The following is a 16,106-nucleotide window of genomic DNA, read 5'->3' on the forward strand; positions in this document are numbered from 1 at the left end:
GCGAACCAGGCCGGCGTACCGCCCCTGCCTTTCGACAGGGGCCGTCTTCAGGCACATACGTCGCAGCGCGAAGCCGGGCATAAAGGTCGCATGATCGGGAACCCTTCCATGCCGCCGCTGGTCGCGTGTGTTCTCCCGCCACGCTTGCGCGCCACGGAGGACACGTGAACATCTTCGGCCCCATGATCCGACGGCCCGTCGGCACCTCGCTGCTGGCGATCGGCTTGGCCCTCGCCGGTTTCTGGGCGTACCTGCTGCTGGGCGTGGCGGCGTTGCCGTCGATCGAATTCCCGGGCGTGGTGGTGTTCGCCTCGGCGCCGGGCGCCAGCGCGCAGACCATGGCGAACACCGTGATGGCGCCGCTGGAGCGGCACTTGGGCCGCATCCCTGGCGTCAAGCAGATGAGCTCCAGCGCCAACGAGGGCGGTGCGCAGATCCAGATCATCTTCGACATGAGCCGCAACGCGGACCAGGCCGCGCGCGACGTGCAGCAGGCGATCAACGCCGCCATGCCGGACCTGCCCGCCGGCATCGCGCCGCCGCAGTACTTCAAGTTCGACACCTCGCAGATCCCGATCCTGCTGGTGGCGGTCACCTCCACCAGCCTGTCGCCGGACAAGCTCTACGACCTCACCGACACGCTGCTGCAGCCGGCGGTGGCGCAGGTTCCGGGTGTGGCGCAGGTGCAGGTGGGCGGTTCGCCGCACGCGGTGCGCGTGGCGCTGAGCAGCGCCGCGATGGCGCATGTCGGCATCACCGCGAACGACGTGTCCAACGCGCTGACGGCGGCCAACGTCACCGCACCGCAGGGCACGCTCAGCAACGGTGCCGTCCAGTTCACGGTGAGCGCAGACGACGCCCTGCACACCGTGGGCGATTTCGCCAGGCTGGTGATCGCCAGCCGCAACGGCGTGCCGATCCGGCTGGCCGACGTGGCCACCATCACCGGCGGCCAGCAGGACCAGTACGCCGCGGCCTGGTTCAACGACCAACGCGCCGTGCTGCTGCAGATCAGCAAGCGGCCGGAGGCGAATTCCGTGGCCACGGTGGAGGCCATCCTCGCCCGGCTGCCCGAGCTGCACAACCTGATGCCGGCGGATGTGCAGATCCGCCCGATCTTCGACCTCACCGCCACCACCAAGTCCGCGCTGCACGAGGTGGACGTGGCGCTGCTGATGAGCGTGGTGATGGTGGCGCTGGTGATGCTGGTGTTCCTGCGCCGCGTGCGGCCCACGATGATCGCGATGTTCAGCGTGCCGCTGTCGCTGGCCGGCGCGTTCGTGCTGATGTGGACGCTGGGGTTCACGCTCAACACGCTGTCGCTGGTGGCGCTGGTGTTGTGCGTGGGCTTCGTGGTGGACGACGCCATCGTGGTGATCGAGAACATCGTGCGGCACATGGAGGAAGGCATGCGGCCGCTCGAGGCCGCGCTGACCGGTGTGCGCGAGATCGGCTTCACGGTGGTGTCGATCACGCTGTCGCTGATCGCGGTGTTCGGGCCGATGGTGTTCGGCAACAACATGTTCACCATGCTGATGCGCGAATTCTCGGTGACCCTGATCGCCACCATCGTGATCTCGGCGCTGGTGTCGCTGACGCTCACGCCGGCGCTGTGTGGGCACTGGCTGGCGCATGACGAGGTGCAGGTCGTGCGCCGGCCGGGGCGGCTGGAACGCTGGGCCGAGCGGTTCGACCAGGGCTTCCTGCGGCTGTACGAGCGCTGGCTGGACTGGTCGATGCATCACCGCCGGCTGATGCGCTGGCAGCCGCCGATCCTGCTGGTGCTGACCGTCGTGCTGGCGGTGCTGGTGGGCATGACCGCCGGTGGCGGCATGATGCCGAAGGAGGACATCGGCCTGCTGCAGGCGCAGATCACGGCGGACGCCAACATCTCGCCCACGCAGATGGCCGTGCGCACGCAGGCCGTGACGGCGGCGGTGCGCGCCGATCCCGACGTGCTCGACGTCACCACCCTGCTCGGCGGCAACAACAACAGCGGCGCGGTCGGCAACAACTCCACCCTGTTCATCGACCTCAAGCCGCGCGGCGACGGCCCGGACAGGCGCCGCGCCACGGCGCAGCAGGTCGTCGACCGGCTGGCCGAACAGTTCAAGAACCTGGCCGACATGAACGTGTCGCTGACGCCGGTGCAATTCCTCGGCGGCGGCGGCGGCGGCGGGGGCAGTGGCGGGCCGCAGTTTTCGGTCCAGCTCACCAGCACCAGCGGTACGCCGCTGCAGCAGCCCACGCTGGACCTGGCCAGGGTGATGCGCGGCATGAAGCAGTTCCGCGACGTCACCACCAGCTTCGACAGCATCGGCAAGCAGCAGATGCTGAAGGTGGACCGCGATGCGGCGTCGCGCCTGCAGGTAAGCATGGGCGAGGTGGACGATGCCTTGAACAAGTCCTTCGGCCAGACGCCGGTGTCGACGATCTACTCGAACATCAACCAGTACCAGGTCGTGCTCACTTCGGACCAGGCCGACTCGCTGAGCCCGGAGAGCCTGCTCAACACCTATGTGCGCAATGCGCAGGACAAGATGATCCCGCTGTCGGCGATAGCGCGCATCCGGCCGCAGATCGCACCGGTGAGCATCAGCCACTTCGACCAGATCGAGTCCTCCACCATCAGCTACAACCTCGCCAAGGGCGTGACCCAGATCGAGAGCCTGAAACTGGTGGACCAGGCGATCTACGCCGCCCACTTGCCGGACGGCGTGCAGAAGAAGTACACCGGCCAGAACCAGGATCTGCTCGACTCCCTCACCAACTCGTTGCTGCTGCTGCTCGCGGTGATCGGCGCGATGTATGTGGTGCTCGGCATTCTGTACGAAAGCCTGATCCACCCGTTGACCATCCTCTCCACCCTGCCGGCGGCGGGCATGGGCGCCTTCCTGGCCATGCTGCTCACGCATACCCAGCTCACCCTGATGTCGGTGATCGCGGTGCTGATGCTGATCGGCATCGTGAAGAAGAACGCGATCCTGATGGTGGATTTCGCCCTGGTCGCCGAACGCGAACGCGGCATGGCGCCTCCGGCGGCGATCCGCGAAGCGGCACTGGTGCGTTTCCGCCCGATCACCATGACCACCCTGGTGGCGATGGGCGCGGCGCTGCCGCTGGCGATCGGTTTCGGCACGGGTTCGGAAATGCGCCAGCCGCTGGGCATCGCGATCCTCGGCGGCCTGTTCGTGTCGCAGCTGCTGACCCTGCTCAGCACGCCGGCGATCTACCTGTGGCAGCACGACCGCCGCGAACGCAAGGCCAGGCGCAGGGCGCTGCGCGAGGAGATCCGTCGCCAGCGCCTAGTGGCGAAGCAGGTGCCGGCGCTACCGAAGTAGGAGCGGCTTCAGCCGCGACTGGCGCGGGAGTCGCGGCTGAATCGCGCTTGCGGGGAAGGGAAGCGTGCAGGCCAGACATCGCAGGCATGGTCCAGCCGGGCTTGTTGTGGTTGTCGGTCCCGCGGCCTGGCCTGCCGCCCGGTTCGCGCCGCCACTCCGCAAGACTTGGCCGACGGCCGGCATGCCGGAAACGGACAGGCTGGATCTGGAAAGTCCCGGCCCGCAGCCGGCAGCGGCCACCGGGCGCTGAAAGACCTCTCATGCAGTACCCGAAACCCCGGCTCCGGCCGGGTTTTCCATGGGGCATGCACGAATCGGCGCTGCACGGTCGGCGCCTGCGGAATGGGGTTCGCCGCGGTCGCAAACACGGGCCGACGACGCTTCATTTACAATACCGTGCGGTATAGTTCATGAATGACGCCCCCTGTCCCCACAGGCATTCCTCATGGCTATTTCCCTCCGTTTCCTCCGCCTCCCCGTGGCGGCCGCACTGGCGTTTGCCGCTTTGCCTGCCGCGGCCACCCAGATCGAGCTGCAGGCCGGCCGCAGCTACATGGACAACCACGCCGCCAACACCGTGTTTGTCGAAAGCGTGTTCGACGAACATCCGCTCGGCAACACGAGCCTGCACTGGGCACCCGACGTGTCGCTGGGCTGGATCGACGGCCGCGATATCGGCCGCTACCAGCATGCCCGTTACGGCACGCGCGGCGCGATCTGGCTGGCGGCCGGCGGCGTGCGCCTGAACGCGGGCAGCTCTTCCGACTGGTACCACCATTTCTTCTACAGCTTCCAGGTCGCCCTGCACAGCGGCCGCACCCAGGCACTCAGCAGCGCCTACGAATTCGTCAACAGCGTGGGCTGGCAATGGCACCATTTCAGCTTCGAGATCCGCCACATTTCCAACGGCAAGCTGCACGAGCCGAACCGCGGCGAGACGATGGCGCTGGTGGGCGTCGGTTTCGATATCCAGTGACCGCAGCGTTGCGGCGCGCTCATTCGGCCGCGGCGCGGAACAGGCCGGCGGCCGCATCCTCCAGTTGCAGGCGCAGCAGGTGCACCGCGGCCAGCAGGTGCCGGCGCGTGGCGATGGCTTCGCCGGTGTCCGCACGGGTGAACCAGGCGGTCAGCGCGCGCTCGCCGCTGGCCAGCGACTGCAGCGCGCGGCGGTGCGTTGCTTCGTGCGGATGCTCGAACAGGCGGGCCAGCCTGGGCAACGCACCGTGTTCGATCCGTGCGCGCAGTGCGGGCGGCGGCGCGGCGGCAGCCAGTCGCGCGCGCAGGTCGAGCACACCACGGCCGGTGTTCATCACCAGCTGTGCCCATTGCACGGTGCGGGTGGTGGCCTCCGCGGACAGGCCGGGTTGGGACAACAGCTTCTGCAGCAGGTCGCGTGGCGCGGTTTCGAAGCGTGCGTGCTGCCCGGCCAGCGGCGCCCGGCAGGTCGCCACCACGTAGCGGCGCAGACCCAGCAGCATGCGCCGCCGCAGCCAGCGGCCACCCGCAGGCATGAACACGCTCAGCAGCACCAGCGCCAGCAGCACGCAGGAGAGATCGGCGAATACGTCGTTGAGCAGGCCGGCCCAGTCGTAGTCCATCGACACGCGGATGTTGATGCCGTCCACGAACAGGATGTTGAAGCCGGCGCCGATCGAGGCCAGCGCAGGCCGGGTGAGCATGTAGTTGCCCACGATCAGGAAGGGTGCCAGCGCGAAGGCCAGGGTGGCGAAATCGTGCAGCTGCGGCAGCACCAGGCTGTAGCACAGCACCGCGCATACCGCGGCGATCAGGAAACCGGTGACGAGGAAGCGCAGCGAGGCGATCGGGTTGGGGCTGGAGCCGTACAGCGCCACGAACACCGTGCCCAGGATCACCATGCCCAGCCCGCTGGGCCACGCGGTCCAGATCCAGATCGCCGAGCCGATCAGCAGCGCCAACCCTGCGCGCAGGCCGACCAGCAGATCCACCAGGGTGTCGGTGTGCGGCACGAAGGCATGCCGCCGCGAGGCCGGCTCGGCGCCCGCCTGCACGGGCGCGTCGCGCAGCGTGGCATAGGTGGCGGCGTAGCGCTCCAGTTCCTGCGCATAGTCGTCCAGCAGGCCCAGCGCCACCTCGAAATCCACCTGCGCCGAAGCATCCATTCCCGCGCGCAGCGCGGTTGCCTGCGCCGGCAGCCCGGCGCGGAAGCGCGCGAGTGCGCCGGCCAGTTCACGCGCCTGCTCGCCGGTGTGCGCACCCAGTTCCACCGCCAGCGCGTCGGCCAGCGGCCGGTACAGCGTCTCCACCGCAGTTACCACCACAGCGGCGGCCTCGTCGCACGGTGCTTCGCCGGCCTCGCCGCGACGCAGCCGCAGCCGGTGCATCCAGTGGTGCAGGCGCAGCAGCCGGGTGTTGGCGCTCATGAACTCCAGGTTCAAGCGCTGCACCATCGCGCTGCGCATCCGGGTCTGCGGGTTCTCGAAGATGGTGGAGCTGCGCTGCGCCTCCAGGCCGATCGCGTCGGTGACGAACGCGCGCCAGTGCGCCTCGATCCGCGCGTGGTCCAGCGCGCCGGTGAGCGCCGCGTGGCTGTAGCCGGCGAACTTGCCGAAGCGCGCACGCACCGTGCGCACCAGCGCGTCGCGCAACTGTTGCGGGAACACCACGGCGCCCACCGTGCCGGCGCAAAGGATGCCGAGCATCACCTCGGACACGCGCGCCACCGCGTCCTCGAAGATGTCGCCGGGCGCGGATACCGCGGGCAGGCCGATGATGCAGGCGGTGTAGCCCGACAGCACGAAGGCGTAAGAGGCGAAGTTGCGGTAGCGCGCCGCACCGAAAGTGCACAGGCTCACCCACAGCGCCAGCCCGAGCAGGAACGGCACGCGCTGCTGCGGCACCAGCGCATACAGCAGCAGCGTCGCGGCGGCGCCGGCGAGAGTGCCGATGGTGCGGTAGAAGCTCTTGGCCAGCACTAGGCCCGACTGCGGACGCATCACGATGAACACCGTGAGCATCGCCGTGTAGGGCTGCGGCAGGGCGAAGCGCAACGCCAGCCACAGCGCCAGCAGCGCCGCGGCGAGCGACTTGGCGACGAACAGCCAGGACAGCGCCTCGCCGTGCAGGAAGTCGCGCCACGCGACCTGCGCCGCCTCGGCCCGCCATGCCTGCATCACACCCATGTGCCGCCTCCGTCGCCCGGATCATGCACCATCGCGGCGGCTCGACGGAGACGGCGCCGCCGGCGTCAGTGGCCGCCCGACGCGGCTGGTCCCGCCTTCGGCGTGAACGGCGGCCTGGCCAGCCAGATCACCACGATCAGGCTCAGGAAGATCCAGCCCAGCGCATGCAGGACCTCGTTGAAGGCCATCTGGAAGCCCTGCTGCGTGATCATGCCGTTGAGTGCCTCGGCGCCGCGTTGCGGGTTGCCGTGACTGAGCTGCTGCAGCGCCGCTTGCGCGGTGGGGTTGTACGGGTTGATGTGCTCGGTGAGCTGCTCGTGGTGGGTCACCGCGCGGCGCGTCCACATCAGCGTGGTGATCGAGGCGGCGAAGCTGCCGCCCAGCGTGCGCAGGAAGGTGGCCAGGCCCGAACCGGCGGCGATCTCGTTGGTCTGCAGGTCGGACAGCAGGATGGTCAGCGTGGGCATGAAGAACAGCGCCACGCCCAGGCCCTGCCACAGCTGCACCATTGCCACGTGGTAGAAGTCCACCTGCACGTAGAAATCCGAACGCATGAAGCAGGTGCCGGCCATCACCACGAAGGACGCCGCGGCCAGCAGGCGCAGGTCCATGCGCGTGGCGTACTTGCCCACGAAGAAGGTCAGCAGCACCGGGATGATGCCCAGCGGCGCGGTGGCGAAACCGGCCCAGGTGGAGGTGTAGCCCAGGGTCTGCTGCAGCCACAGCGGCACCAGCAGCGAGATCGAGAAGAACGCGGCGTAGGCCAGCACCAGCGCCAGCGTGCCGGCGCTGAAATTGCGGTGGCGGAACAGTTTGAGGTCGACGATCGGGTCCTTGTCGGTGAGTTCCCAGATCAGGAACACCGCCAGCGCGATCGCCGAGACGACGCTGGTGATCACGATGAACTGCGAATTGAACCAGTCTTCGTCGTTGCCCTTGTCCAGCACGACCTGCAGCGCGCCCACGCCGATGATCAGCGTGACCAGGCCCACGTAGTCGATCCGCGGCCGCTCCAGCTTCTCCACCTTCTCGCGCAGCTGGTTCGCCACCACCACGCTGGCGAAGATGCCGATCGGCACGTTGATGAAGAAGATCCACGGCCAGGAATAGCTGTCGGTGATCCAGCCGCCAAGGATCGGTCCGGCGATCGGCGCCACCACCGTCACCATCGACAGCAGCGCCAGCGCCATGCCGCGCTTGTCGTTCGGATAGGTGCCGATCAGCAGGCTCTGCGTGATCGGGTACATCGGCCCGGCCACCGCGCCCTGCAGCGCGCGGAACAGCAGCAGCATGCCCATGCTCTGCGACACGCCGCACATGAACGAGGTGAACGAGAACAGCAGCGTGCACCACACGAACAGCTTCACCTCGCCGAAGCGGCGGGTGAGGAAGCCGGTCAGCGGCAGCGAGATCGCCATGCTCACCGCGAACGAGGTGATCACCCAGGTGCTCTGGTCGTTGCTCACGCCGAGGTTGCCGGCGATGGTCGGCAACGACACGTTCGCGATGGTCGTGTCCAGCACCTGCATGAAGGTGGCCAGCGACAACCCGATCGTGGTGACGGCGAGATTCGGTGGACGGAAATGGGTGCTCATGAGGTCGCGTTATTGGTGTAGGAGCGCGCCCTGTGCGCGAATGCTTTTGCTTCGATCAGCGCCAGAGCGTTCGCGCACAGGGTGCGCTCCTACGGGGGAATCAATGGGCCTGGTTGCCCGCCATGTTGGCGTGGATGATCTGCGCGATCAGCGCGTCGGCCTTGGCCGCCTGCTGCTCGTACACGTCGGTGCTGAAGGCCGGCTGCGCCGGCGGCTGCTGCGCCAGCATCGGGCCGTTCTGGTCGTGCAGGCTCACCTCCACGTCCAGCGACATGCCGATGCGCAGCGGATGTGCGTCGAGCTGCTTCGGATCGGTGAACACCACGCGCACCGGGATGCGCTGCACGATCTTGATCCAGTTGCCGGTGGCGTTCTGCGCCGGCAGCAGCGAGAACGCGCTGCCGGTGCCGATGCCCAGGCTCTGCACCTTGCCCTGGTACTTCACCGCGCTGCCGTAGACGTCGGACTCGACCGTCACCGGTTGGCCGATGCGCATGTGGGTGAGCTGGGTCTCCTTGAAGTTCGCGTCGATCCACACCTCGTGCAGCGGCACCACCGCCATCAGCGGCGCGCCCGGCGCCACGCGCTGGCCGAGCTGCACCGAGCGCATCGCCACGTAGCCGGTCACCGGCGCCACCAGGGTGGTGCGCTCGTCGTCGAGGTAGGCGGCGCGGAACTGCGCGGCGGCGGCCTGCACGTCGGGGTGCGAGGCGACCACGGTGTCGTCCACCAGCACCTTGCTGGTCTGGTACTGCTGCTGGGCGGTGACCAGCGCGCTCTGCGCGGCGGTCAGCTCGTCGCGGACGTGCGACAGTTCCTCGGCCGAGATCGCGCCGGACCTGGCCAGGCCCGTGCGGCGGTCGTAGTCCGCCTTGGCCTTGGCCACCGCGGTCTCGCGCGCCGCCACGATTGCCTGCTGGCCGTTGACGCTGGAATACAGGCCGCGCACCTTGCGCACGGTGTTGGCGAGGTTGGCCTTGGCCTCGGCCAGCGCCACGTCGGCGTTGGAGCGGTCGAGCTTCACCAGCACGTCGCCCTGCTTCACCAGGTCGCCGTCGTCGGCGCCGATGGTGACCACGGTGCCGGGGATCTGCGGCGTGAGTTGCACCACGTTGCCGCCCACGTAGGCGTCGTCGGTGCTTTCGTACCAGCGGCCGTCGAGGAAGTACCACAGCGTCCAGGCGATGCCGGCGATCACGATGACCGCCAGCAGCATGCGCAACAGGAAACCGCGCCGCTTGTTCTGCGGCGGTTGGGCGGCTGTATTGGCGGCCGCGGGGGAAGTCTGGCTGGACATGGATCTGCCTCAGGAATGGTGTTCGGATGCGGGGGAAACGGATGCGGTCGGTGCCGGCGGCTGGTCGGCCGCGGGGCGGTAGCCGCCGCGACGTGCCTGATCTTCAGGGCGGTAGCCACCGCCCAGGGCCTGGATCAGCTGCACGGACTGGTCGGATTGCTGGGCCTGCAGGGCGGCCATGCGCTGCTCGGCCACCAGCAGCTGCTGGCGCACGCTGAGCGTTTCCAGATAACTGCCCACGCCGGCCTTGTAGCGCTGCTCGGCGAGTCGTTCGGCGTCCCGCGCGGCGGTCAGCGCGCGTTGCTGCGCTTCGGCCTGCTGCAGCAGCGACTGCAGCGCATCGACGTCGTCGGCGACGTCGTTGACGGCGCGCACCAGGGTCTGGTTGTACTGCGCCACCGCGAGGTCGTATTGCGCATCCTTGCCGGAGAGGTTCGCGCGCCGGCGGCCGCCGTCGAAGACTGGCAGGCTCACCGCCGGTGCCACGTCGTAGAAGCGCGCCGGCAGCTGGAACAGGCTGGCCTCGCCCATCGAGATCAGGCCGACCATCGCGCCCAGGTTGAGGTTGGGCAGGAACTGGGTCTTGGCGGCCTTGATGTCCTTGCCGGCGGCTTCCACGCGCCAACGCGCGGCGACCAGGTCGGCGCGATGTCCCACCAGGTCCACCGGCAGGTTGGCCGGCACGGCGAGCGCGGCGGGTGACAGCAGGTGCGGGCGGCCGATCCCGCGGCCGCGATCCGGACCCTTGCCCAGCAGCACCGACAACGCCGACTGCGCGGCATCGATCGCGCGGCCAGCTACCGCCAGCTGCTCCTGCGCACTCGCTACTTCGGCGTCGCCCTGTTTCAACTGCATCTGGTTGTCGATGCCGGCGGCCACGCGCTGCGCGGTGAGCCTGCGCGCCGCGTCGGCGCGCTGCAGCTCGGCTTTGGCCAGGTCTTGCTGGGTATAGGCGTAGCCCAGTTGCACGTAGGCACGGGCCACGTTGCTGGAGAGCTCCACGCGCGCGGCGCGGGCCTCGATCTCGGCGGCGCGGGCCTGGCCCACCGCGGCTTCCCAGGCGGCGCGCTTGCCGCCCCACAGGTCGATGTCCCAGTTGAAGCTGCCGTAGACGTAGCGGGCCGGCGTCATGTGGCCGTTGCCCAGCCCCGGCAGGGTGGTGGGGATGCGCGCGTCGGCCACGCTGCCGCCCACGTTGAAGGTGGGCTGCCGCGTGGCGTCGGCCGCGCCCACCACCGCCTGCGCCTGATGCGCGCGGGCATCGGCGATGGCCAGCGTCGGGTTGTCGGCCAGCGCTTCGCCGATCAGTGCGTCGAGCTGGGGATCGCCGAGGCCGGTCCACCAGTCGGCGGACGGCCAGGCCGCGCTGGCCGGCACGTTCGCCAGGCTTTGCGCGGCCTTCAGCGATGACGGATCGATCGGCGTGCCGTCGGGATGCAGGCCGCCGCTGCTGGCACAACCGGCCAGCGCGAGGCCCAGTCCGACCGCTGCCGCAAGGAGATGCAGACGCATGAGCTTTCGGTCTCGAAGCAGAGTGGGTGTGTGGATCAGTTCTTGTTGCGGAGCGCGTGCAGCACGCGTTCCAGGTAGTCGTGCAGGTGCTTGCGCTCGGTGGCGTTCAGCGAACGCTGGGCCGCCTTGAGCACACGTTCGTTGCAGTTGGTGAGCTGCTGCCACAGGGCGTCGCCTTCGGCGGTGAGTTCGATGCGCAGCGCACGCCGGTCCTGCTCGTGCGGGCAGCGGCGCAGATAGCCGCGGCTCTCAAGCTGGTCGAGCTGGCGCGTCATCGCACCGCCATCCAGCTCCACCGAGCGGGCCAGCTCCGTGGCGCCCATCGGTCCCAGTTTGGCCAGCCGCTTCAGTATCAGGAACTGGGTGAAGCGCAGCTCAAGTCCCTTGGCCGCGATCTCGGCTTCCATCGCGCGCACGATCTCCGTCCGCACCAGGCCGAGCAGCACGCCGAGGCTCTCGCGGGAACTGGAATGGGCCAGGGGGTCGTTGTTCATGGACGCGCATTCTATTGCCGAAAATATATTTGTCAAGGCAAATATGTGTGCGTTGAATTTTGTTTCAGCAAGATCAGGCGCGGCGCTGCTGGCGCGCCTCCAGTTCGTCCCGCACCATGGCGTGCAGCGCCGGATCGCGGATCGCGAACAGCTCGAACACCCCCAGTGCATGCAGCGCGGGCAGCACGGCGAGCAGGCGGGGTTCGGCGCGGCGCCGCGCGGCTTCGGGCGTGGCCGGATCGAGCATCTCGTGGGCACAGGCGACGAAGGTTTCCAGCGGCGAACGGAACGGGGCGGCGACAGACGGCGTGGACGAAGACATGCGGGCTCTCCGATGGGGGCGCCGGGATGGCGAACGGGGAGGCGGGAAACCGCGAGCGATGGCAGCGGCAGTGCGATCCGGCAGTCGGCTCCGGATGCCAGCCAGCCTACACACGCGGGGCGGCAAGCTGATAACGTTATTTGGTCAACAAATATCGAGAACCGGACATGGGTTCCTGGCACGAACAGCTTCACGACCGCATCGAGCGCGCCGACGGCCCTGCCGTGATCGCCTACTGGGACGAGGGGGAGGCGGCCAGCGAACAGGACGGGGAGACGCGCACGCACGACTGGCACCGCCACCTGCGCGGGCAGGTGTACTGCATCGAGAGCGGCCTGGTGCATGCGCGCACCCGCTACGGCTCCTGGCTGCTGCCGCCGCATCGCGCGGGCTGGATGCCGCCGGGTGAACTGCACACGGTGAGCGTGAGCGGGCCGATGAGCGGCTGGGGTCTGTTCCTCGCGCCCGCCGCATGTGCGGGCCTGCCCGAGCGCCCCTGTGTGCTCGGTGCGAGCGAGCTGATGCGTGCCCTGGTGCGACGCGCCAGCGACTGGTCGATGGCCGGACAATTGCAGCCGGAACAGGAGCGCGTGTGCGCGGTGCTGCTGGACGAGTTGCGTCGCGCGCCGCAGGAGCCGCTGCACCTGCCGATGCCGGTCGACCGCCGCCTGCTGCGCATTGCCCATGCGGTGCTGAAGGCGCCACAGGACAACCGCAGCCTGGAGTCCTGGGCCGGGCACGCCGGGCTGTCGGCGCGCAGCCTCAGCCGGCTGTTCCGCAGCGAAACCGCACTGAGCTTCGCGCAATGGCGCCAGCAGGCGCGCTTGAGCCGCGCGCTGGAACGGCTGGCCGAAGGCATGCCGGTGGCGCAGGTGGCCGAGGCCACCGGCTACGCCAATACCAGCGCGTTCATCGCGATGTTCCGGCGCGCCTGCGGCCAGTCGCCGGCACGCTACTTCGAGCGCGCGTCGAGCTTTGCTTGAACCGGGGCTGCGTGCAGATACCGGACGGGCCCCCAGAGGCTGTTTACGCTCTCCGCAAGGCCCACGTCGCCTTGCCGTGGCCACCACGCGGCGGCAAGACAACGGGCGGATGCCGAACGGTAGGAGCGCACCCTGTGCGCGAAGGCTTTTGCTCCGATCGGCGCCAGAGCGATCGCGCACAGGGTGCGCTCCTACCCGGCCCGGGCTGCGGGGAGATCGTGAACAGGCCCTCAGCACCGGCGCTCCAGCAGTTCGTCGCCAACCATCGTGGCGAGTGCCGGGTCGCGGATGGCGAACAGTTCGAACACGCCCAGCGCCTGCAGCGTGGGCAGCAGCGCGAGCAGCCGCGGCTCGGCCTCGCGGCGTACCGCCTCGGGTGTCACCGGGTCCAGCATCAGTTGTGCATTGACGACGAAATCGGTCAGCGCGTCGGTTTCCACCGGCGCGTGGTTGGCGGTTTCGCTGTCGGTGATCAGCAACGGCATGTCGATCTCCTTCCATAGCAGCAGGGACGTGGGATGCAGCCTCGACGTTACCGACGGCGCGCGCGGGACTTCCATCCGGGGCGTGCGGGGGTGGGGTGCGAGGGATCGAAGGGGCTGCGCGTTGCACGCAACCGCGGGATGTCCCGGCCCGGCATGGGTCGTCCGTGACGGACGGGCCGGGACATCCGTTGGATCAGTGGGGTAGCGTCACCATAAATCCGTGGCCAGTACCATGGGGAGACAGTTCCCGCTGCTGGTATTCCCACTACCACCCGATGTCACGCGCATGCAGCATTCCCGGCAACGCACCGAGTTGAAGGCCTTCCTGCGCGCCCGTCGCGCCGCGCTCGCCCCCGAGGCGATGGGCTTGCCGCGCGGCGGACGCCGGCTCACCCCCGGCCTGCGCCGCGAGGAGGTGGCTGTGCTCGCCGAGGTGGGCGTCACCTGGTACACGTGGCTGGAACAGGGGCGCGCGATCAACGTTTCCGCCGCGGCGCTGGCGCGCATCGCGCGGGCGCTGCGGCTGGACGCCACCGACGAGGCCTATCTGTTCTCGCTGGCCGGGTTGGCGCGCGCCGAGCCGGTGCGCAACCACGTCGTGCTGCCGCCCACGATGCAGGGCGTGCTCGACCTGTACCAGGCGCCGGCCTTCGTGCTCGATCCGGCGTTCGACGTGCTGGCCTGCAATGCGATGGCCGAGCGTCTGTACCAGTTCCGCGAGTTCCACGGCCGCTTCGCGGCCAACCACCTGTGGAACGCGTTCATGAATCCGGCACGGCGGCGCCTGTACGAGCCCTGCTTCGAACCGGGCATGCTCAACCTGCTCGGCATCTTCCGCGTGAACCAGGCGGCGCATCCCGACGATCCGCGCTTCGACGCGCTGATCGAGGCGCTGGCCGAGGCCAGCACCGATTTCCTGGCGCTGTGGCAACGCCACCAGGTGGCGCCGCTGACGGCCTGGATCGCGCACTTCCGCCATCCCGAATTCGGCGAGGTGCGCGTGCACTCCAACCGCTTCCCGTTGCGCGATGCCGACGGCACCGCCAGCGGCGCCACCGCGTTCTTCTTCGTGCCCGAGGATGCGGCGACCGCGGCCAGCTTCGCGCGCATCGCTCGCCGCCTGCAGCGTTCCGGCGAGGCGGCGGCCGCGCCGGCCTGAACATAAGAGGCGTTTATCGTCTCCATCATCAAAACCGTCTTGGCTTATCGGTGCGTGGAGGCCTAGCATGCGGCGACGTTCATCCACGCCGCCACGAATCGCGAGGTCGCCATGCTCCGTCCGCTGCTCTCCAGCCTGCTCGTGCTCAGCCTGTTGCCCGCCGCCGCCATGGCCGGCGACAGCCAGACGCCCGTCGTCACCGCCGCCGGCGCGTTCCACCCGGTACCGCATGCGGCGTTCCTGCCCGACCGCAATGCCACCTACAAGGTGGTTTTCGCGATGACCAGGGCCAGCGACAAGCCTGATCAGGTCAATCCCGCGCTGGAGCGCGTGGCGCGCACGGTGAACCTGTATGCCGCCTCGGGCGTGCCGCTCGACCACCTGAAGTTCGTCGCCATCGCCTACGGCCCGGCCACCGCGCTGGTGCTGGATGACGCGCACTACCGCGCGAAGTTCGGCGTGGCCAACCCCAACCTGGCCGCGATCGCGCAGTTGCGCAAGGCGGGTGTCACGGTGGCAGTGTGCGGGCAGGCGGTGGTCGAGAACCATTTCGAGGACGCCTGGGTGGCGAAGGACGTGGAGGTGGCGTTGTCCGCGCTCACCACGATCACCGAGCTGCAGCAACAGGGCTATGCGCTGATGCCCCTGTAAAGGGGCATCAGCCGGGCCATGGATGGCCCGACGTCGACCCGGCGCGGCACCCGCCAGGGCGAACGGAGCCGGGTCCGGCCTTGCCGGACTCGGCGAGCCAAAAAGTGCAAGACGCACTTTTTGGCATCAAGCACGCGCTCTTGCTCTTGGGGAACACCGATGAAGCACAAGTACCCGTGGATGGCTGCCCTCGTGCTGGCCGCAACCTGCGCCACCGTCCAAGCCGCCGACCAAGCCAAACCCGATTTCCTCCCCCCATGGAACCCGCCGCCCGCAGGCCTGCAATTCAGCGTGCCGCCGTTCGACGCCATCGCCGACCTGCACGGCGACGTGGTTGATCCGCAGCTCACGGTGTTCTTCGCCGGCAACCAGTTCATGGTGGTGCACGACCTGGTCGCGGCGTTCAGGCAGGCGCATCCCGAATACCGGCGCGTGTTCGTGGAAACCCTGCCGCCCGGCATCCTCGCCAAGCAGATCGAGAGCGGTGCGCTGGTGATGGGCAACCTGCGTCTTGCGCTGAAGCCCGACATCTACACCGCCGGCAAGGGCGCGGTCGAACGCCTGCAGAACGAGCACGGCTGGTTCGCCGCCACCGCCGACTATGCGCGCAATCCGCTGGCGATCCTGGTGGCGAAGGGCAATCCCAGGCACATCGAGGGCCTGAAGGACCTCGGCCGCGCCGACGTGCGCGTGAGCATGCCGAACCCGGCCTGGGAAGGCATCGCGAAACAGATCGAGGCCGGCTACCGCAAGGCCGGCGGCGAGGCGCTGGACCATGCGGTCATGGTGACCAAGGTGCAGGACGGCAGCACCTTCCTCACCACCATCCACCATCGGCAGTCGCCGCTGCGCGTGCTGCAGGGCGAATCGGACGCCGCGCCGGTGTGGTCCACCGAGGCGTACTTCCAGCAGCAGATCCTGCATCACCCGGTCGAGACGGTGGCGATCCCCGCCGGGCAGAATGCCGTCGCCACCTACACCGCCGCGCGCATGAAGGCCGCGCCGCATCCGCAGGCGGCAAAGGATTTCCTCGCCTTCATGCAGAGCCCGACGGCGCAGGCGATCTACCGCAAGTACGGCTTCCAGCCGCCGAAGTGAGGGCCTGA

Annotated in this window: 13 protein-coding genes; 6 read left to right on the forward strand and 7 right to left on the reverse strand. The window is 68.7% G+C overall.

Annotation, left to right across the window (positions count from 1 at the left end; translation table 11 throughout):
• Positions 1 to 164: 164 nt before the first annotated feature.
• Together ABQJ54_RS08125 and ABQJ54_RS08130 are read left to right on the forward strand one after the other, a co-directional pair.
• Positions 165 to 3,341, forward strand: coding sequence for an efflux RND transporter permease subunit (locus ABQJ54_RS08125; protein WP_367853794.1), 3,177 nt, complete (start codon positions 165 to 167; stop codon positions 3,339 to 3,341).
• 445 nt (positions 3,342 to 3,786) lie between these two features.
• On the forward strand, positions 3,787 to 4,317 hold the full coding sequence (locus tag ABQJ54_RS08130) for an acyloxyacyl hydrolase (protein WP_367853795.1): 531 nt from the start codon (positions 3,787 to 3,789) through the stop codon (positions 4,315 to 4,317).
• A gap of 19 nt (positions 4,318 to 4,336) precedes the next feature.
• Here ABQJ54_RS08130 and ABQJ54_RS08135 read toward each other — a convergent pair whose 3' ends face one another.
• The 6 genes from ABQJ54_RS08135 to ABQJ54_RS08160 all read right to left on the reverse strand — a co-directional run bounded on the left by ABQJ54_RS08135 (position 4,337) and on the right by ABQJ54_RS08160 (position 11,722).
• On the reverse strand, positions 4,337 to 6,502 hold the full coding sequence (locus ABQJ54_RS08135) for an FUSC family protein (protein ID WP_367853796.1): 2,166 nt from the start codon (positions 6,500 to 6,502) through the stop codon (positions 4,337 to 4,339).
• A 65-nt stretch (positions 6,503 to 6,567) separates the two neighbouring features.
• Entirely contained in the window at positions 6,568 to 8,097 is a 1,530-nt protein-coding gene (locus tag ABQJ54_RS08140) for a DHA2 family efflux MFS transporter permease subunit (RefSeq protein ID WP_367853797.1), read from the reverse strand.
• A gap of 100 nt (positions 8,098 to 8,197) precedes the next feature.
• The gene (locus ABQJ54_RS08145) at positions 8,198 to 9,394 is read right to left on the reverse strand and encodes an HlyD family secretion protein (RefSeq protein ID WP_367853798.1); all 1,197 of its coding nucleotides are present in this window, start codon (positions 9,392 to 9,394) and stop codon (positions 8,198 to 8,200) included.
• Between the two features lie 9 nt (positions 9,395 to 9,403).
• Complete coding sequence (locus tag ABQJ54_RS08150; RefSeq protein WP_367853799.1) at positions 9,404 to 10,906, reverse strand: efflux transporter outer membrane subunit; 1,503 nt, start codon at positions 10,904 to 10,906, stop codon at positions 9,404 to 9,406.
• A 35-nt stretch (positions 10,907 to 10,941) separates the two neighbouring features.
• Positions 10,942 to 11,400 (reverse strand): MarR family winged helix-turn-helix transcriptional regulator, encoded by a 459-nt coding sequence (locus ABQJ54_RS08155; RefSeq protein ID WP_367853800.1) that lies wholly within the window; start codon positions 11,398 to 11,400, stop codon positions 10,942 to 10,944.
• A 73-nt stretch (positions 11,401 to 11,473) separates the two neighbouring features.
• Complete coding sequence (locus ABQJ54_RS08160; RefSeq protein WP_367853801.1) at positions 11,474 to 11,722, reverse strand: hypothetical protein; 249 nt, start codon at positions 11,720 to 11,722, stop codon at positions 11,474 to 11,476.
• Positions 11,723 to 11,889: 167 nt separating this feature from the next.
• Between ABQJ54_RS08160 and ABQJ54_RS08165 the strand changes: the two genes are divergently transcribed.
• Complete coding sequence (locus ABQJ54_RS08165; RefSeq protein ID WP_367853802.1) at positions 11,890 to 12,705, forward strand: AraC family transcriptional regulator; 816 nt, start codon at positions 11,890 to 11,892, stop codon at positions 12,703 to 12,705.
• A gap of 230 nt (positions 12,706 to 12,935) precedes the next feature.
• On the opposite strand, the gene ABQJ54_RS08170 is transcribed toward ABQJ54_RS08165, so the two are convergent.
• Positions 12,936 to 13,190, reverse strand: a complete 255-nt coding sequence (locus ABQJ54_RS08170; protein WP_367853803.1) for a hypothetical protein — start codon at positions 13,188 to 13,190, stop codon at positions 12,936 to 12,938.
• Between the two features lie 286 nt (positions 13,191 to 13,476).
• Between ABQJ54_RS08170 and ABQJ54_RS08175 the strand changes: the two genes are divergently transcribed.
• The 3 genes from ABQJ54_RS08175 (at position 13,477) to ABQJ54_RS08185 (ending at position 16,098) form a co-directional block, all read left to right on the forward strand.
• A complete protein-coding gene (locus ABQJ54_RS08175) occupies positions 13,477 to 14,349 on the forward strand; it encodes a helix-turn-helix transcriptional regulator (protein WP_367853804.1) in 873 nt (290 codons plus the stop codon).
• Between the two features lie 111 nt (positions 14,350 to 14,460).
• Positions 14,461 to 15,000, forward strand: coding sequence for a DsrE family protein (locus ABQJ54_RS08180; RefSeq protein ID WP_367853805.1), 540 nt, complete (start codon positions 14,461 to 14,463; stop codon positions 14,998 to 15,000).
• A gap of 159 nt (positions 15,001 to 15,159) precedes the next feature.
• Positions 15,160 to 16,098: a molybdate ABC transporter substrate-binding protein gene (locus tag ABQJ54_RS08185; protein WP_367853806.1), complete on the forward strand. Its 939-nt coding sequence runs from the start codon at positions 15,160 to 15,162 to the stop codon at positions 16,096 to 16,098.
• The last annotated feature ends 8 nt before the right edge of the window (positions 16,099 to 16,106 follow it).

It is taken from the genome of Rhodanobacter lycopersici (genome assembly GCF_040812335.1).
GTDB lineage: Bacteria > Pseudomonadota > Gammaproteobacteria > Xanthomonadales > Rhodanobacteraceae > Rhodanobacter_A > Rhodanobacter_A lycopersici.

What these genes read in the sequence shown, in the direction of transcription:
- ABQJ54_RS08130 (WP_367853795.1), top strand. Translation starts at nt 3,787, where the DNA reads ATGGCTATTTCCCTCCGTTTCCTCCGCCTCCCCGTGGCGGCCGCACTG.
- ABQJ54_RS08135 (WP_367853796.1), bottom strand. Translation starts at nt 6,502, where the DNA reads ATGGGTGTGATGCAGGCATGGCGGGCCGAGGCGGCGCAGGTCGCGTGG.
- ABQJ54_RS08140 (WP_367853797.1), bottom strand. Translation starts at nt 8,097, where the DNA reads ATGAGCACCCATTTCCGTCCACCGAATCTCGCCGTCACCACGATCGGG.
- ABQJ54_RS08145 (WP_367853798.1), bottom strand. Translation starts at nt 9,394, where the DNA reads ATGTCCAGCCAGACTTCCCCCGCGGCCGCCAATACAGCCGCCCAACCG.
- ABQJ54_RS08150 (WP_367853799.1), bottom strand. Translation starts at nt 10,906, where the DNA reads ATGCGTCTGCATCTCCTTGCGGCAGCGGTCGGACTGGGCCTCGCGCTG.
- ABQJ54_RS08155 (WP_367853800.1), bottom strand. Translation starts at nt 11,400, where the DNA reads ATGAACAACGACCCCCTGGCCCATTCCAGTTCCCGCGAGAGCCTCGGC.
- ABQJ54_RS08160 (WP_367853801.1), bottom strand. Translation starts at nt 11,722, where the DNA reads ATGTCTTCGTCCACGCCGTCTGTCGCCGCCCCGTTCCGTTCGCCGCTG.
- ABQJ54_RS08165 (WP_367853802.1), top strand. Translation starts at nt 11,890, where the DNA reads ATGGGTTCCTGGCACGAACAGCTTCACGACCGCATCGAGCGCGCCGAC.
- ABQJ54_RS08170 (WP_367853803.1), bottom strand. Translation starts at nt 13,190, where the DNA reads ATGCCGTTGCTGATCACCGACAGCGAAACCGCCAACCACGCGCCGGTG.
- ABQJ54_RS08175 (WP_367853804.1), top strand. Translation starts at nt 13,477, where the DNA reads ATGCAGCATTCCCGGCAACGCACCGAGTTGAAGGCCTTCCTGCGCGCC.
- ABQJ54_RS08180 (WP_367853805.1), top strand. Translation starts at nt 14,461, where the DNA reads ATGCTCCGTCCGCTGCTCTCCAGCCTGCTCGTGCTCAGCCTGTTGCCC.
- ABQJ54_RS08185 (WP_367853806.1), top strand. Translation starts at nt 15,160, where the DNA reads ATGAAGCACAAGTACCCGTGGATGGCTGCCCTCGTGCTGGCCGCAACC.